At 51.9% G+C, this 24,276-nt stretch carries 18 protein-coding genes and 1 pseudogene; 12 read left to right on the plus strand and 7 right to left on the minus strand.

What is annotated here, in order from left to right; genetic code table 11:
• Positions 1–298 precede the first annotated feature (298 nt).
• Positions 299–700: a DUF7970 domain-containing protein gene (locus tag NO889_RS13590; protein WP_256412787.1), complete on the minus strand. Its 402-nt coding sequence runs from the start codon at positions 698–700 to the stop codon at positions 299–301.
• On the minus strand, positions 693–1,631 hold the full coding sequence (locus tag NO889_RS13595; protein WP_080508313.1) for a ParA family protein: 939 nt from the start codon (positions 1,629–1,631) through the stop codon (positions 693–695). Before NO889_RS13595 ends, NO889_RS13590 begins: the two co-directional genes overlap by 8 nt.
• Positions 1,632–1,992: 361 nt before the next feature.
• Between NO889_RS13595 and NO889_RS13600 the strand changes: the two are divergent.
• Positions 1,993–2,626: pseudogene (locus NO889_RS13600) on the plus strand (helix-turn-helix domain-containing protein).
• A 367-nt stretch (positions 2,627–2,993) separates the two neighbouring features.
• On the opposite strand, the gene NO889_RS16560 reads toward NO889_RS13600, so the two are convergent.
• On the minus strand, positions 2,994–3,341 hold the full coding sequence (locus NO889_RS16560; RefSeq protein ID WP_379787777.1) for a DUF7344 domain-containing protein: 348 nt from the start codon (positions 3,339–3,341) through the stop codon (positions 2,994–2,996).
• Between the two features lie 257 nt (positions 3,342–3,598).
• Here NO889_RS16560 and NO889_RS13605 point away from each other — a divergent pair, with 257 nt between their 5' ends.
• Positions 3,599–3,841, plus strand: a complete 243-nt coding sequence (locus tag NO889_RS13605; RefSeq protein WP_004514820.1) for a helix-turn-helix domain-containing protein — start codon at positions 3,599–3,601, stop codon at positions 3,839–3,841.
• A gap of 11 nt (positions 3,842–3,852) precedes the next feature.
• On the opposite strand, the gene NO889_RS13610 is transcribed toward NO889_RS13605, so the two are convergent.
• From NO889_RS13610 to NO889_RS13625, 4 genes are all read right to left on the minus strand, one after another.
• Positions 3,853–5,010 (minus strand): BREX system ATP-binding domain-containing protein, encoded by a 1,158-nt coding sequence (locus NO889_RS13610; RefSeq protein WP_004514821.1) that lies wholly within the window; start codon positions 5,008–5,010, stop codon positions 3,853–3,855.
• Positions 5,010–5,906, minus strand: coding sequence for a hypothetical protein (locus NO889_RS13615; RefSeq protein WP_058365351.1), 897 nt, complete (start codon positions 5,904–5,906; stop codon positions 5,010–5,012). The genes NO889_RS13610 and NO889_RS13615 overlap by 1 nt, the downstream gene beginning before the upstream one ends.
• Positions 5,903–6,937, minus strand: a complete 1,035-nt coding sequence (locus tag NO889_RS13620; RefSeq protein WP_176696622.1) for a tRNA-guanine transglycosylase — start codon at positions 6,935–6,937, stop codon at positions 5,903–5,905. Before NO889_RS13620 ends, NO889_RS13615 begins: the two co-directional genes overlap by 4 nt.
• A gap of 139 nt (positions 6,938–7,076) precedes the next feature.
• Entirely contained in the window at positions 7,077–9,980 is a 2,904-nt protein-coding gene (locus tag NO889_RS13625) for a DUF6884 domain-containing protein (protein ID WP_256412788.1), read from the minus strand.
• 860 nt (positions 9,981–10,840) lie between these two features.
• On the opposite strand from NO889_RS13625, the gene NO889_RS13630 reads away from it, so the two are divergent.
• The 10 genes from NO889_RS13630 to NO889_RS13675 all read left to right on the plus strand — a co-directional run bounded on the left by NO889_RS13630 (position 10,841) and on the right by NO889_RS13675 (position 24,275).
• Entirely contained in the window at positions 10,841–11,296 is a 456-nt protein-coding gene (locus tag NO889_RS13630) for a 6-pyruvoyl trahydropterin synthase family protein (RefSeq protein ID WP_256412789.1), read from the plus strand.
• Positions 11,296–12,069: a 7-carboxy-7-deazaguanine synthase QueE gene (locus tag NO889_RS13635; protein ID WP_058365348.1), complete on the plus strand. Its 774-nt coding sequence runs from the start codon at positions 11,296–11,298 to the stop codon at positions 12,067–12,069. The genes NO889_RS13630 and NO889_RS13635 overlap by 1 nt, the downstream gene beginning before the upstream one ends.
• Position 12,070: 1 nt before the next feature.
• Positions 12,071–12,679, plus strand: a complete 609-nt coding sequence (folE, locus tag NO889_RS13640) for a GTP cyclohydrolase I (protein ID WP_256412790.1) — start codon at positions 12,071–12,073, stop codon at positions 12,677–12,679.
• Positions 12,676–13,371, plus strand: coding sequence for a 7-cyano-7-deazaguanine synthase QueC (queC, locus tag NO889_RS13645; protein WP_137685210.1), 696 nt, complete (start codon positions 12,676–12,678; stop codon positions 13,369–13,371). The genes folE and queC overlap by 4 nt, the downstream gene beginning before the upstream one ends.
• Before the next feature lie 316 nt (positions 13,372–13,687).
• Entirely contained in the window at positions 13,688–13,963 is a 276-nt protein-coding gene (locus NO889_RS13650; RefSeq protein WP_137685209.1) for a hypothetical protein, read from the plus strand.
• A gap of 42 nt (positions 13,964–14,005) precedes the next feature.
• A complete protein-coding gene (locus NO889_RS13655; RefSeq protein WP_256412791.1) occupies positions 14,006–15,160 on the plus strand; it encodes a hypothetical protein in 1,155 nt (384 codons plus the stop codon).
• Positions 15,161–15,211: 51 nt separating this feature from the next.
• Complete coding sequence (locus NO889_RS13660; RefSeq protein WP_256412792.1) at positions 15,212–15,979, plus strand: hypothetical protein; 768 nt, start codon at positions 15,212–15,214, stop codon at positions 15,977–15,979.
• Positions 15,972–19,364: a coiled-coil domain-containing protein gene (locus NO889_RS13665; protein WP_256412793.1), complete on the plus strand. Its 3,393-nt coding sequence runs from the start codon at positions 15,972–15,974 to the stop codon at positions 19,362–19,364. Before NO889_RS13660 ends, NO889_RS13665 begins: the two co-directional genes overlap by 8 nt.
• Entirely contained in the window at positions 19,357–22,146 is a 2,790-nt protein-coding gene (locus tag NO889_RS13670) for a DEAD/DEAH box helicase (RefSeq protein ID WP_256412794.1), read from the plus strand. The genes NO889_RS13665 and NO889_RS13670 overlap by 8 nt, the downstream gene beginning before the upstream one ends.
• Positions 22,143–24,275, plus strand: a complete 2,133-nt coding sequence (locus NO889_RS13675) for a hypothetical protein (RefSeq protein WP_256412795.1) — start codon at positions 22,143–22,145, stop codon at positions 24,273–24,275. The genes NO889_RS13670 and NO889_RS13675 overlap by 4 nt, the downstream gene beginning before the upstream one ends.
• Position 24,276 lies beyond the last annotated feature (1 nt).

Consider the following 24,276-nt stretch of genomic DNA (forward strand, 5'->3'; position numbering starts at 1 on the left):
CCTGGGGGAAGCGCCGTCGTGAGGCGGTTGCAGCATTCGTGCTTCACCGACGGCGTCGGGGTACTTCAAAGTGGTCGTGATTACCGGCGTAATCACGACCAGACGTCTATTTGCCTAAAGTTCCGGATTCCGGCGGTAGCAGTGTTAATAGCCAAGAAACCAGATTTATAAATTATATATCGCTATACCAAAACTGAGCCACGGTCTCAACTGAGTCCACCGTATAGAGGCGGAATCAGACTATTCTGAGGTTGCTGGTGGGGTATTGTAGAATAGTATCCTATTTTGGAATAGTGCGCTATTCAGTCGATTCTGAAGAAGCAGACTCGCGGGCTTGTTCGAATCGTTCGGCCACTTCGTCTACGAGATCTTCCTCCACGACGGTTCGGAGAAGAGCATCAGTCATCTCCCGAACGACGATGTTCTGGTAGCCCTGCTGGTTGAGCTCGCGTTCCAGTTCGTACTTCAGCCAGGAATCGAAGTCCTCGATCGTAGCCACCCGGGCGTAGAAAGGCCGCTGTTTAGCGGCCTCATAGCTGAACGCTGAATCGGTCATCGGGTTTTGTCGTTCGACGGGTTCCTGAGAGGGCATCTCCTCGTCGCCTTCCGATTCAGACGCGTCATCCGTATCCTGGGGTTCGTCGTCCGGTTCATCTTCGAGTGTCTCCCCGAGGTCGGCAAACGGATCGTCGTCAGACATGGCGGACCACCTCACCTGCCTCGACGATGTGCGCCAACTCGTCGAAACACTGCAACTGGTCACAGTCAGGGTCGTAGTCCAGCAGGGGTTTGCGCTCGCCATAGGCCTTCGTGATGCTGGTTCGGTCCCGGATGCCTGGTGAGGGTTTGAGATCGCCGGCGTCGACAGCCTCCCAGTCCGTGATTCTCGCAAAATTCGGGATGCGGTCCTGAAGATTATCGTGCGAGTTGAGACGTTCGAGGAGCTGTCGATCTTGAGTCTGCTGGTCGATACGGCCGCTCAACATGTTCGGAACCAGCGACAGGACGTCGACGTCCATATGCTGCCGAAGCGGGGAGATCTGTCGCTCGATGGTTCGCTCCAAGCCGGCCATCGCCTCGTTCCCCGGGGCGAGCGGAAGCACCAAGTTCGCCGTCGCGACGAGCGCGTTGTCCGTGAGTCGGGATCGGTACGCCGGCGAATCCGTGACGATATAATCGTACGTGTCCCCAAGGAGTGGGTCGACGACTTCCCGTTTGAGCAGCGCAGAGGGTTGGAATACGTCGCCGACGACGATCTCCCGCTCGACCTGTTCTAAGTCCTCGCTGGACGGGAGGATATCGAACTCATAGCTGGTATCGTAGACAACTGAAGTCGGGTCAGCATCGTTGAAGAAAACGTCGCCGATGGTTTCCTCGGTGTTGTGGTACTGGTCGTCAAACCCCAGGCCCACGGACGCGTGGCCGTTCGGGTCAAGATCGATGAGGAGGACATCGTGGTCGTGTGAGGCCAGCTGTCGGGCGAGGTTGACAGCGATCGTCGATTTGCCGACGCCCCCCTTCAGCATACACACCGAAACAGCCCGAGAGTTCCCATCGGTCTGTACCGAATCATATGGGCTATTCGGGCTATTTGTTCTATCTATGCTATTCTTGCTATCCGAGCCACTCATACTATTCAAAAGTATTCACCCCTCTCAACTTAACTCTATGGTGAATAGTTTGAATGGTGTACTATCTATACTGTTTAGGCTATTCAAGAATAGTATTCTATCTCAAAATAGATTAGATAGAAGAGTGGAACGTAGAATCAGGAAACGATCTCTCATAGACCGGACTCAATAACGGTCAGTTCACTGGAAGACCACTCAAACAGTTCCTTGACAAAAACGAGGATCACGATTATCAGGAAGAGTGACCCCTCACTACGGGGGTTCAGATTAATCATAGAACCCTCCTCTACTGTGACTGAAGATACTCAACCACACATCTAGTATGATTTTTTATCTTTCCCAGATTTTTGGCAACCATCGGATGTACGAGATACTCGACGACACGGCGGTACAGGTCGTCCTCGCCATCAAGAGTGGCGACTCTATCCGCAATGTCGCCCAACAACTCCACACGCCGTACGAGACGGTCCGACAGGCCGTGAACCGTCTCGAAGACTCAGGATACGTCCACTATGATGACGGCCTCTCTGTCGTCAACGAGCAGGTAAGAGACGCCGCCCGCGAACTCATCGCTGCCAGTGCCGGCGGCAGTTCCCTCTCGATTGAGGAGGCGTACGTCCTCCCACAGTTTGGAGACTGGCCGTTTGCCTTCAAGCGGATCGATGCTGTCTATGTCTGGACCAGGGCGGATACCAAGTCGGTCGCAAGCCTACCGACTATCTGTTGTTCCTAGCTGTCTACGAGCAAGATATCGACGCCTGGAAAGAGTTTTTTGAATCGTTCGACCTTCCCACCGCATTCGAGCGACGGGAGACGAGTTAGAGAGGCCGCTACAGGTCGTCCTTGAGCCACGTTCGTCACTCGATGTCAATCACGTCGAAGGATATCCGGTGATCCCGAGAGGTGAGACGGTTGAGTATATGCGCGAAAACTACGCCCAGTTTCAGTCGGCACTGGAGATCCTTGACCGGATGTATGAGGGTCTCAAGCTTTAGTGAGGAGAGGTTAGAAGTCTAAAGAAATTTCCTCACTATCACCCGAGGGAAAGAGGAGATCAAATGCAGGATGCTTGTAGAGAATCTCGCGGCACTCACGGCATCGCGTGAATAGGGATTGCTCCGCATCCCAAAAATCAGAACGCATTACGACAGCAGAATCACGTGAGCCGTAATGCCCACCAGATACTGAAAAATGGTTGAACTCAAGCCCTCCACACTCCGGACAGGGATCATTCATACTTTCCCAGTCATCCCGCTTAACGCCGGAAATTGTCTGTTCGTTCTCTTCTTGATCAATAACTCGTATCGAGAGTCTCATTGGATCTCGCCTCCGCCCATATTGAGGCGAAATAAAATGGCGGTATCAGTCGATCATTCGAGCAACCACAATCAGGATCAAATACTCCTCAATACGAGGAGTGACTGTTACGATTTTAGCGCGATCGTCGTAATCAATAATATCGTATTTGGCGAGTTTTGGCAGGTGGTTCTGAATCAACCCATTATATACTGATTCATAATCTTGGGAAGTGACTTCTCGTGGTGAAGTTCCATTTTCGACGCTTCCAATCACCCTAGCCAGATGTCGGACATCAATATCCTGTTCGTACCCGAATAGGAATAAGTAATTTAATAGAAGGACTCGCCGTTCATTTCCGAGAATTCCAAGGACATTCGTAACGCTACTGGGGTAATGAGCAGTAGACGTCATACAAGATCTCCTTGAATTCCTCTCGGCGGTACATACCGATTCTGACCATCGGATTTTTGCAGGTTGTCGGTTTGAATGTACATGCTGTCTGTCTCAGGCAGCGCGGGCGCGGTGTCTCCAGCACCGCCCTCGTTTCTGAGGGGCCGCGCTTCATACCTTCAACACTCTCCCAGACCCTTAATTCTAACGTAGTAATATACTCTGTTAGACTATTGGGGAAGGATACGACTATACGAACAGATGCGTATTCGCCACACATGACTAATGAGGAATACGCTCCGAGTGAAAACGAGGAAGAAATCCTGAATGTTTTGAAGGAAGGGCAGGGTTCATCTCAACCCTGGGGACGAGCAAACCCATTATTCCTACGGGAACAGACCGGCCTAAACAAGCAGCAGGTGAATTATGCACTTAGGCAACTCATCGCTGCTGGATGGGTAACTAAGGTCACGGAGGGGCTTTATGAATTCGTTGACGATCCCCGAAATGGTAACACTTGAATTATTGATTATCAGACCGTCTCTTCCACCCAAGCAGCTGTGATTTTATTTTCCTTTGATTCCGCAGCATCATCGAGGATACGACTACACATAGATAGGACCTGTCGGATATTGCCCTGTGATGTTTGGAGAATCAAATCCAACGCCTCCTCAGAGAATGGCTCTATCCCTTCATTATCAGCAGAAGACACTCTCTCTTGATCTAGATAATCACGCACCAACTCATAGAGGTTCTCACTTGTAAGGGGTTTCAGAGCAACTTCTTCCCCAATTCGCTCACTGAACGCGTGGTACTCACTCATCACGTCTTGCCATACCTCGGGAGCACAACCAAACAGCATGCATAGTCCCGAACTGTTCTGATCCATCAGGTGCCGAATGCTGTTGAGTGTTGCCTGTTCATCCTTTGGTGAGAGTCGCGCGATGCTCTCGAACTCGTCGACGAAGACGAAAATACCCGTATAACCGAGTTCGAGGAGCATATTTTTGAGTGCAGTGAAGGCCCGAACACCCATCGTGTCGTCGTCGAGTGCGCTGTGAATTTCCATCTCCTTGCGCTGCTCGTAACGAATCCCCTCTGCGGTAAGCCACTGCCACGCGTAGAGATTCGTGTCCTCGTACACCATGTGGATAATGGCACGCGCAAAGTCGGCGAATTTCGTCACATCGCTGAGGCGGCGAATCGCCTCGGGGACAATTTCCGAGAGCAGCACATCGCCTTCGTCAATCAGCGATTCCATCCCACTGGCACCGATCGGGTTTGTGTCGGTGACATCTCTCGCCACAGATGCAAGAAACTCGTACGCGAGCTCTTGGAGTCGGTTGAAACCCAGGTCGTAGACAAACTCGTGGTAGATGTCGAGGAATCCTTCACCAGGCTGGGCGACATATCCCACGACGACGTCGTCGCGACCACGGAGGAGCGAGCGCGTGTATTTGAGCGTGTGAGACTTCCCATTCCCATACTTTCCAGTGACTACCAGATGTTTCGACTTCCCAGTAGACAACATCGACGAAACCGTCGAGCTGATCTTATCCGAAACGTGCTGCTGCCCACAGTAAATCTCGGGGTCTTCAGCTGGAACTGGACTGTATGGGAAGGGGTTCGCGTTTAGGTCGTACTGTGAGTAGTCTTGCTGTTCGTCGGTGATCGTGAATGCGTCGGACATTATGTAGCCTCCTGCGAGTATTCGATGTCGCGGTCATGCACCGCGAGGTAGTAGTATTTCTTACCGAACTGTTCAACGCCGGCCATAACCTGCTGAGTGGACTGGGATGTGCTAACTAAACCGTCCTCTTCAGAGAGCGCTATACGCTTGATGCCGAGTGCAGAATCCTTCGCAGCCGTATCCATTGGCGCTCCCGACAGCTCGAGCTTACCGACGTTCTGTCGGCAGAGCTCCAGCAGCGCTGCGTCGAAATCATCGCGAGTGCAGCCGAGTCGTTCACAGGTCTCCTCACGGAGACGTGGAATCGACAGGTAGCGCTGTCGAAGGTCAACACCTGCTCTCTCTTCAAGATCGTCGTACACGTCCAAAAGCAGGTAGTGGTAGTTAGCGGATATCGCCGCCTGGTCTACCAAGTAGTAGTTACCTGTGAACGCGTTCCGTTGGACTCGGCCCAACCGCTCAGCCCAATCCCCAAGGACCTCCACACTCGTTTGGTTATATGAATATGGGCTGAACTCTTGTGCCTCTTCCAATTGAGTCAAGAGTGTGTCTAAACCAGCGTTTTCGACGTTTTCGAGAACCTCGATGAATGTCCCGTAGTGGGGACTACGTGTCTCCAAGATTGTACTTACTTGGCTCCAGTCCTCGTCGCGAATTGCACTAAGGAATGACAAACCGACATCAGTCGTCGTATAGACTGGTTCCTCGCCAGAATCATCTTCGTCGAGCAACGAGATACGCTTTGCTTCAAGGATTGTTTCACGTGCACGGCGGTGACTTACCTCCAATTCGTCCTCAAGATCTACAGTTGACTTGCTAACTGCTTCACAGGCATGAGTCAGTTCAGCCATCCGGCTGAGAGTGACTGGCCTTACAGTTGGTCTCTCATCGCTCATGTGAGCCTCCTCATCTGTTGCTTCGCGGTTTCGTATGCCCGCTTAGTGACCTCGTTGCCGCTGAAGCGCAAGTCGAGGTACTCCTCAATATCTCGACCAGATTCGGCGACATACCGGAAGCGTCGCAGCTCGGTCGCAAGTGCCCAGAGATTATGCTGGGTCAGGGCAGTTCGGTCTTCGCGAATCTCGTCGAGTGCTTTTTGTCCACACACTGGGCAGGGACAGGGGAGCCTGTCTAGTTCCTCGATATTGCGTAGTTCTTCTCCCCCGAATCCCGGAATTAGGTAGTTCCGGTTGCCTGCACTACGAATGAAGGCCGAAGAGTCGAAACTGTCGACCCCCAAGTAGAGCAGCAGTGGTTGATAGACGAGACCTCCGAGACCATACACGTGCAGGTGCTTGTCTGTCGCGTTTCGTGCAGATAGTATCAGTTTTGTTACTTTTTTATAGTCGGTTCGTATTGGAACCATACTTCCGAGGGCATAGCCATCGAATTCACCATTCTTCTCTAAGTATTGTATGTTATTCCGGATCGTCTCTGGATCGTAACCATGGACACTCGCGAAGAGAAGGCCCTCCCCATCGTGATGGTCGCTCGCTTTGAGTGCGTACTCGATGCTTTGGTCGATTCGCCGTTGGTTTTCTGCTGCCCGATTCTCCCTTGAGAGAGGAATGTCGACTGTACCGAGGATGTCCGCGTCCAATTGTCTCTGGGTATCAAGCGTTTTTGCTGGGGTAGTGTCCACTTCTTCGTTGGCGAAATCGAACCCACCACTATCAGCGAAAACGATGGTGTCCTCGGGGACGTCCATTTCCTCCCGTAATGTTACACCATTCGATATTCTCTGCCACATTGGGTCTCGGTTGCGAATTGATCTCGCGTTGATCATCGCTGCCGAGAACTCTGGGATCGTGCCGACGTACGTCGGTGTATTGTCACTCGACCGCTTCCCGATGTTTCTGACGGGGAAGAGAACAGGGGTATCTAATTCCCCTCGGGGGAGGTCGAGTTTCCTGCGTCGATACAACATGCCTCCCGCTCGGGTAGGCTGTCCTCTTATTTAGTGAATGGGGCAATATGGACCGTTCAATAATATATCATTTATCCTAGAGTGGGGGATGGTTCTTAGGAGCGGAAGAACACGTACGATGCCACTTGGTAGTGGAGGATCACTCAGACTCAAATTCCGCTTGTGGTGGTACTTCCTCTACTCGCCGACATAGTTCTTCGATAGTTTCCGGGCGAAGAGTATCGACAGTATCGATGTATCGAGCGAAATTCTTCATATAGTGACCCTTGAGTCCAACAACGATCGTGCTATGTTCTTTTGCGTCCTCTGTCCGCGCGGGAATGGATTCGATATTGTCAAATTGGTCTTCGACAAGTTCGCGGTTGAAGACCACACCAATCCGGTCTGAACGTACCTCCTGGACCATCTCGTCGATGTCGATACTGGTGTAATAATCCTTCCCAAGGGTAAAGAATACGACATCATAATCGGCCTCTTGAAGGAGGTGTCGTAGGTCTTTTTGAATGTCGAGTTTCGCAGATCGCTCTCTTATGTCGCTAACATTCATTGAGCTGAATGTTACCTCGTAGGGGGGGAGATAGTCGTCTTCTGCGACAAGGCCAAATCCTGCACTTACGAAGTAACGGTCGACGTCGTGACCTTGTCGCAGAAGCCATCTAACTGCACTCTTGACGTGGTTTTGCTGGCGTCCCGTGTACAGGTCGCGTGCTGCAATACCTGGCACATTATCCCGAGCGAGGAGGTCTTCACGAGAGAATTGGAGAGTTTCCTCTTCACCGAAAATCGGCGCGTCGTCTGGTATCTCCTTCGATCCTGAACATTGGTCGATGACAAGGATGTCCAATCCGTTTTCGGTATCAATCTCAGGTGGATGAGGCACGAAGTCGTCACTGGCTGCATAGTTTTGCCCGCAGACCTCGAGTATTTCATCTCGCAAGTCTCGAGGGTTGCTATTGGTGTGTACCTCGCAACCGTTTTCCCGAGCAGCCGCTACAGCTTCTTCGTCAAGTTCACCATCCAATGTGTGTACGAAGAGGTGCTGGTACCTCGCTGCTTGTTCGCCGACGTTTGCTGCCATACGATCTGGGGCGAACGAGACGAGCGACGGGGTTTCTTCCCACCACTCACTCACGCCGTTCGCATCTAGTACACCAATCTCTGCGACCGGAAGGTCATGTGTTTGAGTCCAGAACGAGGAGTGTTTGTCGCACAGATAGTCTTCAACAGTTTCGTAGCCACTGTAGGCTGCATCCCCCTGGGTCGCGACGAGGATCTTCGGAAGGTCTTCCTCGAATTCATCGTAGAAGCGTCGTGTGTTGTGGAACCCTCGTCTCCGATTCCGATCGTTCCCCCGGAAGATGCAAACCTCGACACCGTACTCTCTACAGATTGGACAGTTACATTTCTCCCACGGACGACTTCGAAGGGTGTCTTGATACTCTTGGAGCAGGTCGTCGTCACCGATCCAAGTAGCGTAATCCCGGACAATCGCCCAGACTCGATCATAGTCACTGACAACGTACGGCTCGTTCAAAACGGTCTTCGCGTGTGGGAACCCCTCAAATACGTCTACCGCTGTGCTCAGTAGTTCGTCGTACTCCTCGAACGGAACTGGAGCAGTCGGGGTATCTTCCCGCAGGAGTTTGACTAACTTACTACGGAGATTATCACTGAAGCTCGCCTGAAGCTCGCGGCCATACTCGAAATCCTCTCGGAACGCCCTTTCTATGTCCTGTAGGAGCGACTCATCATACTGATCATCGTGGCGGTGTTCCAGGAGATATTCTCTCGTCGCTGGAAGCACCTTCTCAGCCTGTTCGTACCAACTCTCGAGAGCATTACGAATCGAATCTCCTGTATCGTATGCTCGGAGTGCCACCAATGTTTCACGACCGCGTAGGGACGTTTCAACAGCTTCGTCGAGATCGTCCCGGCTCGATGGATAGCGAACTCGAATGGCATCGTAGCGTTCGTCGTTATCAAGACGATAATTCTGTCCACCGGTCCACGCCGAACGAAGCATACTCGCGCTGTCGAAACTAGTCATCCCCGACCGACCAATCGTCTCGAACGCCTCAGTCTTCGCGAAGCCGAAGACGTGAGAGTCGATGCGGGTGTTGTGTTCTCGTTCGAACTGCTTGATCGTCTTCCCGACGCTCTTGACGATTCCACGAACGTCGTGAACTGGGCTACCTGCGACTCCCCCGATTCCGAGGTAGTCATAACCCATACCAAGCACTTCCTCGGTGGCCTTACTGTATGAATCAGGGTTCCATCCCTGGATAGCGACCATCAGTCGGAACGGATAGTCACGACGCTGGTAGAGGTCATACATCTCTCGGGCGTTCCGCAGCGTCAGGTCGTAGCGGAACTCGGCGTCGTGTTCGCGATAGACCGCACGTGAATCCTGTGCGAGACGGGACAGAACGGTATCAATGTCTCCCCGAAAGTCCTCAGCGATGAACGGCTCAACTTCTATATCGGGATCAGTACGAATCGTCGGCTCGTACTCGTCGACATATGAGGGCCATTCCTCTGGCCATTCCTCGATCATAACGTCAACGACGTCGGTGATGGGATCGGGGATGTCGCCTTTGTTGAGTTCTCCGTCGAACGCGCGTTCGTCAAGATAAAGTCGTCCCTTGTCCTTTCCCGACCCTAGAACGAGGTGGTCGATAGTGACGCCGACAGTAACGTCCAGCGTCTCGTAGAAGTCGAGCATATCCTCGTTCCCGTACGGTGGGAAAGGGAGCGACTTGTACCCCCAAGCCCCGCAGTCACTAATCGTCGGTAACCAATTCGGGATAGAAAGTACGGGGTCATCGTAGACACCGTACTGGGCTAGTCGCTCGGCTTTGCGGTTTGTCTCTTCGACCTGTTCGCGAGATATGAGAACCCCGTCTACTGGTGTGGTTTCGGGCTCGAAAATGTCCCAGATATAGTCCAGATCGCGCTCTTGACGGTTCAAGGTAGAGAGTTCGTCGTGTTCGAAATCGTAGTGGGAGTCGACTGCGTCGTCCCACTCAGGTACGTAGAACCGCACGTTAGATAGTCACCAGTAGTAGCGATGGGAGGGCATCCTATAAATCCGTTTGAAGTCCCTCACTCTGTAACTGGCACTAACTAACCGAAGTCAGATAGTGTAGGGCCAGTATGGATCTGTATCGAATCCCATTGGTCAGGGTACTCTGCCTCAACTTGCTCAAAAACACCGTCGCCAATCTCGGTCAGAACGTAACTACTTGACCGAATCTTCGCGAGTTCCAGGTGGACTAACCACTTGTAGTGTACTTTAGCACGTGGTACCCACGAACTGTCACTATCGACATCGGGGTAGAGATGGTCGATTCGCTCACCGAACCTCTGTGCCGCTGGTGTGTCTTGAGTTGTCGGAACGGTTTCAACTGTGAGCTGATGGAGAACTGCCAGCATTGGCAAACGGTGCTCATAAAAAATAACCATCCAGAGAAGGGCCTGTTCGGTACACGATAGCGAATCTTTCACTCCGATGCCTAACTTTGCTCCAGAATGACTCTGTTGCAGTGCAGGTTCATACGCTTCGGTAAGCGATCGCCCTTTTTCAGTTAGTTCGCCCTCATCCAGAAGGTCAAGCAGTTCCAAGAGTCGAGTCACGTGCTGAACTTTTCTTGACCCCACGACACCTCTGTTGAAAGCTAATGTCCGCAGATCGGCATTCGGCTCACGCCGTCGCAACTCAAGCAACTCGCAAGCTAGCGGAAGGTCGTCCCAATCCGGCTGAACCGTCTCTAGGTGCCTGACTGACGACGTTTCCACAACTATGGGCTCTAATTTGCCAACCGCAATATAATTTCCTCACGTGATTAGGGACATAGTGAGTATGCTACCGATAATACTTAGTGAATACTGGGAGAGCCTCTTGGTGTGCATCTTGAACAAGAATCGGTCTCCGACCTTTCCGAGTCTGGTGAGAGGACACTATTCATAGGAAGGGACAACCCGATCCGAATCAGCACCGGGCACCGCCTCCTCCACCACGATGGGAAATGTAGTCGTCCACATGGACACAACTACGAAATCTCGGTGGAGGTCACTGGTTCTCTCACCCAAGATGGCTGGGTCGTAGACAAAGGAGATATTACCTCAGTAATAGATGACTGGGACCACCGCTTCCTCCTCGAGAAGGACGACCCCCTCATCGACGCCTTCGAGCAGAGCGGCGACGGTGATTCACTCGTCGTTCTCGAACACCCACCGACCGCGGAAGTGATGGGGCTCGTCTTGGAACGAAAACTCCTCGAGACACTTCCAGAGTCAGTCTCAGACATCTCAGTAGCGGTGCGGGAGACATCGGAGCTCTGTGCGGGGGCGACACACTGATGCCAGTCAGTTCGACAGCTGATGAGCAGCCAGCGGACGATGTCGATGGCGCAGCACTGCCGGTCAACGAGCTCTTCTACTCGCTCCAGGGCGAAGGGAAGCTCACCGGGACGCCATCGGTGTTCGTCCGCACCAGCGGATGTAATCTCCGATGTTGGTTCTGTGACTCCTACCACACCTCCTGGGAGCCCACCCACGCCACAATGAGCGTCGACGACATCGTCGAGGAAGTCCAGTCACACGACGATGCCGACCACGTCGTCCTAACTGGTGGTGAACCGCTTATCCACGATGACGCGGTCACTCTCCTCGAGCAGCTCGACGATCTCGGCTACCACACTACCGTTGAAACCAACGGTACCATCCACCGTGACGCCCCCATCGATCTGGCAAGCATCAGCCCGAAACTCGCCTCCAGCACACCCACCCCTGAGAAAGACCCCAAGGGCGATGGCGAGTGGGCAGACCGTCATGAAGAACGGCGCATCGACCTCGATGCACTCGGCGCACTCGTCGACGACTATAACGCACAACTCAAGTTTGTCGTCACTGGCCCCGATGACCTGCCCGAGATCGAATCCCTCCTCGCTGACGTCCGATCGACGGCAGCGAGTCGCATCCCGGATTCTGACGTGCTGCTGATGCCCGAGGGGACGACTCGAGACGAACTCGATGCCCGCCGGAATGAGGTAGCTGAACTCGCGATGGAGTACGGCTACCGGTACACGCCCCGCTTGCACGTAGACCTCTGGAACGACGCCCCCGAAACGTAACATGACGAGGACGCACTCTCAATTCGCGACTGGCGAGGTAGAATCAGACATCGACTACGAGAAGGCACAGCGGGGCGTTCGCCTCCTGTTAGAGGCCGTCGGCGAGGACCCGGACAGTAACGCGCTGACTGAGACCTGGCAGCGCCGCGTACCGGACGCCTTCGCGACACTCACCGAAGGCCAACGGGAGGCCGCGAAGCCGACGATGCGGACCTTCGACGCCGAGACGACCGATCTCGTTGTCAAAACCACAATTCCCGTGTATTCGCTGTGTGAGCACCACTTGTTGCCGTTCTTTGGAACAGTTCATTTGGCGTATCGGCCGACAGACGAGGTGGTAGGGCTCTCGAAGCTGACTCGGTACGTCCGCTGGCAGTCACGAAATCTCACGATGCAGGAACAGCTGACGAACGACATCGCGTCCGGACTCAAAGAGGAACTAGACGCAGCTACCGTCTTTGTCGAAATGAACGCAACGCACCTCTGTGAGGCGATGCGCGGCGTCGAGACGAGAAGCACGACCACCACCAGGGCAACTGCCGGAGAACCGACTGAGGCAGAACGTGAGCGGTTCCAAGCAGCTGTCAACCGTACGGAGGGTCAGGGATGAGCGAGCAACGAGCGGTAATCCTGGCGTCTGGGGGAATGGATAGTGCGACCGCGGCGGCTGTCGCGCAGGATGCTGGCTACGAGTTGTACATGCTGCACACGTCCTACGGCCAGCAGACCGAGAGTAAGGAGTACGAATGTGCGCAGGCCCAGGCCGAGGCCTTCGACGCCGCAGACTTCCTCCACCTGACGACGGACCACCTCTCGAAGATCGGTGCGTCGAGTCTCACTGACGACGAGATGGACGTCGAGGAGGCAGACTTGGAGAGTGACGAGATTCCGAGCTCCTACGTACCGTTCCGGAACGCGAACCTGCTGTCGATGGCGACGTCGTATGCAGAAGCCAACGATTGTGAGGCCGTGTTTATCGGTGCGCACAGCGAGGACTTCTCGGGGTATCCGGACTGCCGACCGGAGTTCTTCGAGGCGTTCCAGCAGGTCGTCGACGTCGGCACGAAACCGGAGACGGAGATTAGCGTCGAAGCGCCGTTTGTCGAGTTGTCGAAGACAGACATCGCCGAACGCGGTCTCGAACTCGACGTCCCCTATGAACACACCTGGAGCTGCTACCGGGAAGAAGCACCAGCGTGTGGCACGTGTGACGCGTGTGCGTTCCGTCTCCAGGCGTTCCAAAATCTCGGCGAGCGCGATCCAATCGAATACGCCGAGCGCCCCGATTATACCGAATTATAGACGCCGCTGAACCGATTTATCCTCGAATAGGGCGGTTATGGCGCAAATTCTTCTCGACGCGGGTGTGGCTCACGAAGAGTAGGACCGGTGCGGGAGACACCGATCCCAGGGTGCCCGATGCAGAAAGTAATCTAATAATCATCCAACAGTTCTAGTTTGTGAATACCTATGGTGGTTTCACTCATTCGTCTAAACGGACGACAAAGCGCCGCGTAGTGGGATGCGCGGCGGTGAAAATGCCAGTTCCATCGTTGGCACTACTCCCCTTCCTCTGAAGTGGCGGACATTGATTACCGTAGCCGAATGAAATTGACTCATGGGCAGAATCACACAATCAACCCGACTAAGTCAGGTTCAGCACATCATCGGTAGCGGAACCGGAGTACTCGACTTCGCAGTAGATGGTGAAGACGACTACTACACGTGGGACGGCAATGAGGGCGCTGAGTGGGAGATTGAGGATGTGGCTTCCGTTCAGAACATCGATGAAGATCGGTTCATCATGTATCCGGAAGGTGAGTTTTTCGTTTGCGAAATCGAATCACAGGGCGAGGAGCAAAACACCGGTCCAGTTCACTGTTGGTGCGAGTAAGACAGGAACAGAAATATCTGTCACCGAGAGTTGGCTATCAATATGTATGCTGACGATGTCGATTTCTACTCCCTCTCAGAAACCAAACAACGACGCTTGGTCCATAATAAGCGCGTTGCGACTACTGACCAACTTCTAAATGAACTGCCAAAGGGAAAGCCTGCGGTTCGAATATTTGAACGCTCTCTCGACCAATTAGTGTTGGATCAACTGGAGCAGGGTCAATACACTATCGAAGAATTAGCAAACCACTTTAGCGTACAACCCGCGGACGTTCGACGTATACTACATAAGTATCGCCGACGCGGGTCAGACGACTTTACGAACGAGAATTTCAAACTGAACCTTCTTGAGGAACGGCACGGTGTGATACGCGGTGTCGACAGTGACGGAAGGTCACTCTATTATACGCTTCAAACAATCCCATTCTTCGCTCGTGTAGTAGATCCAACGTTGATGTTTTCTCTATTGGGACTGGACGAGTATGTCGATACGCTCCCTCATATTGCCGAACATATCCCTGGTGGAAAAGTCACTGAACTGGATGAAGACTACGCCTTCGTGATCGGTGAATACTGGAATATTGACCCGGAGGAAGTGTTCGAATACTTGACTGAGTTTGACCGCGCATATGTCGATACATCATTACTTCCGCTACCATATATTGAAGACGATGATCACTATGAACGTGTTTCTCGTCGGTTTAGGCAGGTTGAGGGGGTCTACCGTATGTTTCGTGGAACGTCAGATCATATCCAGGAAGTCGGTGAAGAATTCATAGGTCGTATCGAACAGAACCAAGTTGGAATAGCTACTTATCAAGTAATGAGTATTGATTTCGCTGATTTTGAGTGGTATGTAGACCAGTCTGGTGACTATGTCCTTCACAACGAAATCAGCGATTGGGTAGAGCAAATAGCCCGATCGCTTCAACCCGATGAACCTACTAAGGACATCGACGATTCGACAGAGGACACAGAGATTAATCTTCGAGATGAAATTCAATTAATCCTCTCAGAGAAACATCGAACTCCTGCCGAGATATACGAAGAACTCCCACGAGATATTCAATTGGGAACGGATAAATCAGAAGTCAAGGCAGTTCTAGAACGATTGGCCAATACAGGTGTTATCAGCAAAAAGAACGAGAAGTCGACATGTCATTATTTCCAGCGACAGGGGAAAACGTGGGAGTAGTCAGGGAAGCCTTTATCTACTTATGAGCGAGACCAACAATATCCTATTCGAATGACCCTCCAGTATGCGCGTCTCTTCCAATTACGGGCCGGCATTCAATTGATCGCAGAATCTGGCCCGATGTCCAAGAAGGAGCTTACAGACGCACTGAGACAACGGAAAACAATCAATGCTGATGAAACCGCTACAGAAGGAGCAGACGATATTATCGAGCAACTTCGTGATGCAAATCTCATAAAAAATAGCGAAGAAGGGTATCGACTAACAGCTGAAGAGGAATTTAACGACAAGGGGGTCGTGTTAACTTATTCAGGTGAGGAAGTCGTTGGTGCAGGGGATCAGCGAGCTCAAGCAGACCGAATTCTTGCGAATATCATGTACCAACACCCGATGCTGCTCGTCCTCTCGAAATTCATCTACCGAAAAGGCCCGGTCAAGGACTACGAAGTGATGCGGGAATTTGATGGGGAAGCGTTCATTGGTGACAAGATGAATCAATTCACAATTGACATGGGCCTCGATCTTCTGGAAGATGCCGACGTTATTGAACCGGGTGATAATGGCTACATCCAAGGAAGATGGCCTGTCCGGCTCTTCGCACACGTTATCTACGAAGAATATTCGGATTTGATTGGAGACGGAGGAAGTATTCGAGAACCAGAACTCTTCGAGAGATTAGAAACATTATACGGGATCCCTCGAAGGACATTCGATAACTACATTAAAAGACTCCACACTGCCGGTATCGTTTCTGAAGGTAGCTACAAACAGTTGACGCTCAACGAAAGCGTACTTGAAGGAGCCAAAATCTATGAGTGAACCAGCAAGCAAATTCGACGAACTAGGGTTGGAACGAGACCCATTCTCGACCACTATCGCGGATGAGGAGATTGCGGCACAGTATAGTTTGGTCGGAAGAGATGATCAGGAGTATCGCCTACGTGAATTCGTCCAATCGGGCATTCGTGAGCCCGACCTCATGAAGCGTCGGCTGATTTTCGGAGAATATGGGACAGGTAAGTCCCACCATCTCATCGAGTTGCGGGACGAGGTAAGAGAAGGCGTTGAGGTCGAGGGGGAAACGTACGAAGCACTAGCAGTATACGTCGGCAACTTAGGCTTGAGTATTCGTCGACTGTATGAGAAAATTGTTGAGGAGATACTAGAAGACGAACCTAGACTTCAGGACTACGTAGAGGCACTTCCTGATGTCGAACCGGACAGTAGTGTCGACGAGGCCTATCAATATGAACGTCTGCAAGACAACGTTGCCACAAACCTTCGGAAAATCGTCACACACGCTAGGGAAGAATTAGGATACCGCTCAGTCTACCTCTTCATCGACGAAGCAGAAGATATTGAGGCAGAAAATGACGAGCAGAAGGTACAGCGGTTTATTCGCTCGTTCCTCCACTTTGTTAACGAATTGAACACATCCGGCCTACATATTCTCCTCGGGTTCTCTCAAGGTGCGCGAATGGCAATTACCCAATACGAGGATGACGACGACTCGCTGGGTAATGCATTAGTTCAAAGGTTCCAAGGAGACGACATTTATCTCGGCGATCTTACTGAATCGGACGTCAAGGAGATGCTAATTGACCGGATGGATGTTCACCGAACGTCTAACCGTGGTGAAATTTCACCGATTGTGGAGGACACTATCGATGTTGTAACTGAGGTTACGGGCGGCCATCCACGATCGATCCTTCAGATATACTCTGAGGCCCTCAACTACGCAGCGAAGGTAGATGCGGACAGGATTGATGGCGATGCTATCGTTTACGCTCTTAGAGATTTCACCTCTCTTGTGCGTGACGAGGATCTCCTAAGTGGAGAAGCACTCACCACACTCAAGAAGGGGCTCGAGGATGCACACCCGGACGCACGAGATGACTTCGAGCGTTTGGAGGGCCGCCTCATTGGAGAAGGAGATGCGATTCCAGAGAACTCCTTCTCAGACGGCGTTCCTGGCGCTCTCATGAGCCCGATTACTGTTGAGGGAGAGGATGCTGGCGAAATCCGCGTCCTTGAAAAGCGTGACCGACACGGCCGATACTATTACGTTCTGAGTGAAGAGGCCAAAGACTTCCTCTTCCGCGGAAAAGGTGACGAAGGTACGGAAATACAGAAGCTCGATCTTCAAGCAACCAATGCCCCAGATAAATACCAGAGATACCTTTCACGTGGGCTAGCGCTAGCGGTTCAATCGATGGGTAAAGGGAGCCTGCACAAGGATCCAGTCACCATCGCCTCCGGCCGGTACGAATACGCTCTTTACTTAATTGATGTTGATCGAGGGCCAGGAAAAGGAAAGCCAACTGTCGCCGTTGGGGTCTATAACGGTCAAGAGATCCCCGTAGAATTGCTCAAGCTCTACGTCGAAGCCTACCAATCCCGGGGGGCTACCTTCGGTGCGTTGGTGAAGCAAAATCAGCAGCAATCCGCGGAGGCGAATAAGTATGTTAACGGGCTAGACAGCGAAGAGCGACAGTTTGTCACCGACCGCATTATAGAAGTCAATCTCTCTACCGAACAACGTGATAACTTCATTTACGGCAGGTTGTTGGCTCTCGGTGATTCTGAGATTCAAGCTGAAGGAATGGTCGATGGGCACACGTTGATCTCTGAGATCGGCATTATCGGTGGCTTACAAGAGACCTTCACTGACACCATCCTTCCATTTCCTGACAAAGTCCATCGAAATGTGATTGATCATTTAGAAAAGAACGACGCCCGGGAGTTTACGATCGGTGATTTACAGGACGAATTAGAAATACAGAGCTATAATCTAAAATCCGACCATATGATCGGTCTCAAGGACCAGAATCTAGTAGCCAAATCTGGTCAACGGTGGATTTACCCAGATATTGAGAATGATAGGCCTCCTTGGTACGAGATTTATCGACGACTCAATGAACAGGGGGCGCTAACTATGGAAGAAATCCAAGCACAGGTCACTACGGATTTTGCCCTTGGATGTTCACGTGGTGACGAGAATGCGATGATTCAGTGGTATCTGGACCATCTCCAGAGACAGAACTACGTTGAGCCCACGACAGTAGAACGGGAAGGAGAGATTCACGACGCATACGACATAGTTAGTGTCGAGGACCAGTATAATGAAGCTAGGTCCCGGGCTCAATCTAGGCTGGATGCGGCGCAGGTGCTCTACGAAGAAGCGGTTTCGCTTGACGCCAAGAGTATCAATAGCTACAAGAACCGAATTGAGGACTACACCACTCAACTCGATCAGTTTGATGAAGTTTTCAACCCGACCCACAACGACCTGAACGAGGTTCGGGCCCTCATCGATGATATTGTGGGACTAGAGGAAGACCTGGAAGATACTGTCTCTGACCGCAAAGAGAAGATCATCGGTAACGCAGTTTCAGTTCGGGACGATATTGACGATCTTCGACGGAAAATTTCGAAATCTGATGTAGAGGGCTCATTCGGGTCTCAGCTTGATGACTACGATGACGAGTTGGGAGAACTGGATACGGAACTTGAGTCTCTCATTGATAACGAGCAGTATGAGCGGCTTGCGAAACGAACTGGGAGCATCGATGACCGGGTAGATACGATAGACGATGAGGTTGAGCAACTTCTGGGAGTCAAGTCGAAATGTACTGAGAAATACAAGCAACTCCGTGACATAGCGGACAGCGCGAAAGACCATATCGACGCTATTGCAGCAGACAACTCTTCGCACGCGGAACTAGAAGAGCAACTTGAGACAATTGAATCCCGATTTGACGATTACCGAGATCAGTTCAACAGTGGCGAATTCCAGGTTGCCCTCAGCACCCTCGAAGAGATTGAACCAGAGCTCAAGTCACTCAAAGATCAGGCACAAGGGATTGAGCAGCAGCAACAACAGTATCTAAAACAGCTCGATGACCTCGACCCGGAAATATCCGACGAGGAAGGGAAAGACCTGCTTGAAGAAGCACGGAAAACCGTAAAGAAGGGCGACTTCGCCACGGCGCCGACACTCATTGACGACCTTCGTGAACGTGCAAAAGGGCCGACTCGGCGTGAGCAATTTGTCGCTGCCTTGCGTGAGTATGATGGGAGTTTCACGAAGATCGTCACTGAGACAGACTTCAATGAGACAGAAGCGTTTAGTCAACTCAAAGATGTCTACTCGGACTCTACGAGTGACATCGAGGACATAACGGTCGTGATGACCAATGAGTAATGCAGCGATGGGACAGCATGAGCACCTTGATGCTGTCAAGGAGATGTGGGAGGTTCTAGTTGACGGGGAAGACCATGATGACCTCCAACAGCATGTCCTTAGATGGGTTGATAATGCTTGTAAGCAGCAGATCAACGCCGGTAACTACGATTCTACGGTAGCACTGTCCGACCTGTTCGATCGGTTTCACCGAACCTTCGTACTCGGTGAAAATGAACCGGAGACTGGCGAAAATATCGATATTACCTACGTATTCCCTGCTCAGCTAACTACCAAAACGGCCAGCCAGCTACTCTTCCAACACGTCATCGACAAACTTGTCGAAAGGGATGTCTTACTCTATGTCTACGACAAACAACGCGTTCGGAGTCGTGTAGCAGAAGTCACTAGGTACTTCGCACTACTTCGTCAGCGGTTCGCTGACCGAAGTGGATTTGAGCATGCTCCCAGTCTCACGAAGATGGTCAAGATGGACATACAGTCCCGTGAGAAGCCTAAATGGGGCGACCAAGGAATTGACTTGGGTGACAAAATTAGAGAGATTTTACAGCGCGCAAGTACCGGCGAACCTGCTTCTGAGTTTGGGTCTGTCGGGCGTACAGACTGGCGAGAGGCCACGAATGATGCGCTCACCCTGATATACAGGCTTTGTAAGCGCCGGGGTATGACCGGGTTAGCTGCATTCCAGGGGAGATCCCTCGATGAACTCTATCGCCGGGCAGTTACCGAACGAAACGAAGAACGGGCCCACGTTATTACCGCGAGCACCGGCGGTGGTAAGACAGAGGCCTTCTTGTTCCCGATACTCGCATACAGCCTGACGGCGAACCATGACAACATTCGGGTAGGCGGTGTTGACGCTGTTCTTGCATACCCCCGAAAAGATCTGTGTGATAACCAGTTTGAGCGCATCGTCGAGTATCTATACGAGATTGAACAGATTATCGCTGCTGACGACGAACTGCCCTATGATTCGCTCCCGATAACAGTTGCTCTCCAACACGGTAGTGCAAGCCAATCCGAGATCAGTTGCCCCGTTGACGGCTGTGATGGGGGAATGCCGACCGATGAAATGGTCTGTGACAAGGATCCCGCGCATAAGGCTGACTTTGCCCGATCAGATAAGGGAGCCACAGCCGACATCATCGTAGTCACTCCCGATACGCTTCATCGACGGTTGATGGATCACCGGGGCTACGATCAGTTCTGGAAACACGCGTCACCTCCAAAGTTCGTTGTCCTCGACGAGGTTCACGTCTATACGAACCAGTACGGAATGCATGTCGCAAACGTAATGCGGCGGTTCCAAGCTGCGATGCGTGAAGTCGATCCTGACCAACAACCCAACTTGGTTGCCTCCAGTGCAACAATATCAAACGCTGAACAGTTTACAGAGGCAATATTTGGGGCGCCCAGTGCTAGAGAGATCACTCCCCGAGGGAAGAACGAAGACATCCCATGGAAGGAGACGAGTAAGGAATTTAGAAAAGAGAGTGAGATTGAAGAAATCGGGTGGGAATATCTCGTATTTATAAAGGCTACAGACCCCCGAGAGGTCCAGGTTCCACAGGGTGAAGCAAAGTACAAACCTCGGCGTGAATGGGGACCAGAGGACTTCGAAGAGACGAACGTAACGAATCTCTCGTCCATGATTCAGGTCGCCTTCACGATGTACCATACGATCCTCAAACAGGAGTCTGACGAGGGTCAACTGAAGAACAAAATTCTGGGGTTCGTTGACTCGATCGATTCCGTCAAAAGACTAGGTGATTATATCCAAGACGCAGAGTCTGGACGAGGTGTCGAGGGTCAGGAGTTATTTACTCTCCGTACCCCTGATGCTTTCCTGCGAGACGAAGATGAACCAGGGACGAATCCAGACTGCCCCAAGCACCAGTTCAGATCGAATGCAGCATCCCATGAACGGGCGGTCTGTGAACCACTTCCTCCGAACAAGAACCTGAATCCATGCCCGGTCTATGAGGCAGGTGAGTGCTGGTGGACGATGACCGACGAGCTTGACCTTGAGCCGATGGATGTCTACCTGCACAAAAGTGGCCGAACCGAGACTCCGGACGGGACCCGCGTTGAAGACGACAATTGGGACCTTATGGTCACTACTAGCGCACTGGAAGTTGGGTTCGATCATCCCGGCATAATTGGAACCTTCCAGTACCGAGCACCGATGAACATCCCCGGATTCGTACAACGGAAAGGGAGAGGAGGTCGTGATCCTGATGATCAACCAATCTCAGTAGTCGTTCTCGGGTCACGTCCTGAAGACGCATTCTACTTCCACCATGAAAACCTGCTCTCTGACCCAGATGAGAGGTACCTCGAAATCAATCTGGATGAAGAGAACAGGTTTGTTCGAACAGAGCACCTCGTCTCTGCCATCTTCGATTACTTGAACGTCACTGACAACGAAACCGCGGACGAGATATACCGAAGATTAGACATTGAGGAGTTAGACGAGAAATTCACACATGAGCAGGATGAGATCACTAACTGGCTCCGCAAGGCGTTCCCGATGGTGCCCGAGGAGCAGATTACTGCCGTGATTGATGAAATTGGAGACTACATCAATCTAACACAGGCCCCGTTAACACCTGCAAGTGTAGGTGGAGGGGACATCCAAGAATTCTGGGAGGCAGCACGCTTCCCTAGAGGGACTCGTCAGGCCGATCTCGAGGAGAGCCTTGATGATCTGAAGTTCAAGCGCCGGCTTTTCCAGGAGATTGCGGCGGGGAATCTCGACTTGGAGAACACTTCCAACAAATGAGCGATCAAACTCCTCTCTCGGAAGCAGATGACCTAACGCAAGAAGAGCGATTGCTGGCACGACTTAATGGCCTGATTCAATACCAATCTGACCTACTCGATAAGGTCCAGCGTAATCGTTTCCGTCCATATTGCCATATACCAGACCTCTTCGAACTTGATCCAGAGGCAACAAGGCCATTTAGCGTTCCTGGTACGTTTATCTCTGAGCAGGTCGGCGGTAACATCAGTGTTGTCAACGCGAATGGCGGCTTTTTGGCGAATGAGCCGCTTGATCTTATGTTGGGGAGCTTTCTGCCCGGCGGCTACAAACGCCGATGGGAATTCGACCTATGGACTGGCGATTTCGGGCCTTCATCGAGAAGAGGATTTGCAGATATTAACGACGGGCTGCGCATTCGAACATCCAGCCAACTGTCCGAGATTCTACCACAGAGTGAAGAAGAGCGGTACACACCGTTTGAGCACCCTGTAGATGAGGTAAGCGTCTACATTCCCCAACAGTTCATCGTCTGGAATCCGAGCGTGGGTGAGAACGGAGTGCATACGCACTACTATTGGGATTCTGCGAACGGGGTTGTAAGGAACCAGAAACCAGAGGACGTCCCAGAAGAGGAGCTCACGACGCTGAAAAGTGATCCGACCTCGCAGTTCCTCTGGTTTAAGCACCCCCTTGGACGAGGCGACAGTCCAGAGTCACTGGATTTGTCGACGATGACCGGTGGCCTTATTGAGCAGGGAGAGTTCAACAACGACGCGACATTTCTTAAATCGTACTATGCAACCCTGTTGACGTTATACGGCGAAGAGAGGACATTCTCAGAGGTAATTCGCTATCGTCACGGGGAAGATGACGCCACTGCATTCGTCGGTAGCCGTGAGGAAAGCCAGGTTCTGATGTTTGATATAGACCGGTCGATAGTCACTGAGTTACTTGACAATGTCTTCCAGAAAGAAACGCCACTTTTCCGAGACCTCCAATTTTCGCTCTTATACCGTCGATTATGGGATCGCCTGTTCTTCCAAGAGGAGGCTCTCGAGCACGCATTTAGCGTTACCCCGTTCTATCGTGCCCTAATTGCGGTCGACTACCTCTTTTCGATGGGGTCTGACGGGCCAGACTCGCTATTTGAGGCCAGTGTTAACGACATTGAAGCACGTCTTCCGAGCCTCTTACCGTCTAGGGACCGACGGTTAGGATTGCTTGATTACGATGACGGGGAAATCTCGACTTATGAGACGCTTCTGGATGAATATGGAGATTCGTTGGAATCCATCATTGAGGAGTGTGCTGACGGCGAGTCAGTGAGGCAATTTGCTGAGCATGTCTTTATCCATTCACTCAAACATGGACTTGCTTCGTGGGCGGCAGAATACAGTGCCGGAGGTGGTGACTTCGAAGCTTGGTATGACGTGAACTTCGTAGAGACGAGCGGCGAAACCGTTGAGATCGGTATCTATGATTCAATTCAAGGCGGTGCTGGTGTGAGCCGTGAAGTCTTCGATGACTTACGCGAGCTATCCGATACTGAACTGCTAAGCGGGCTTGCTGAACAGTCGAGCTGCCATATTGGTGCTACAGAAGAGACGTTGGTTTCCTTGCTGAAGGAATACTCTGGAGAGTACGTGTTTGACCTCGCCCAAACGAACGAGATTGCATCTGGGCGCGACGTACCCGAGTTCAATGATGTGTTTCAGGACCTTGGAGTCGACTTCTCGTACGCTCGGTACGATGACGTCAAACCGCTACTTCACCGACGCCTTAACCGAATTGCCGAAACTCGGGAAATGGCCCGCTTCTATAGCGTTGTTGCTGAGACATATACGACAACGAAGGAACAACTAAACCGCACACCACGGCCGGTAGACTTAGTATTTGCTTTGGAGGACCGAACGTTCTTCGACACCCGGGTCAGAGAAACGTATCGTCGGTTTGCGAATAGACGTTCCCAGCGCCGCGATCTCAGTGAGTTGGCTGAACGAATAGAAGAGGTAACCAAGCAGTGTATTCATGCATGCCCGGACTGTCTAAAACGGGATTCCTGCACACACCAGTATCGGTATCAAGAACAAATGCTCGACCGCCGTCTCCTCGCACGCGCACTAGCGGTACTTGATGGAGGCAAATGAA

The organism is Halorubrum rubrum, assembly GCF_024494685.1.
Classification (GTDB): Archaea; Halobacteriota; Halobacteria; order Halobacteriales; family Haloferacaceae; genus Halorubrum; species Halorubrum rubrum.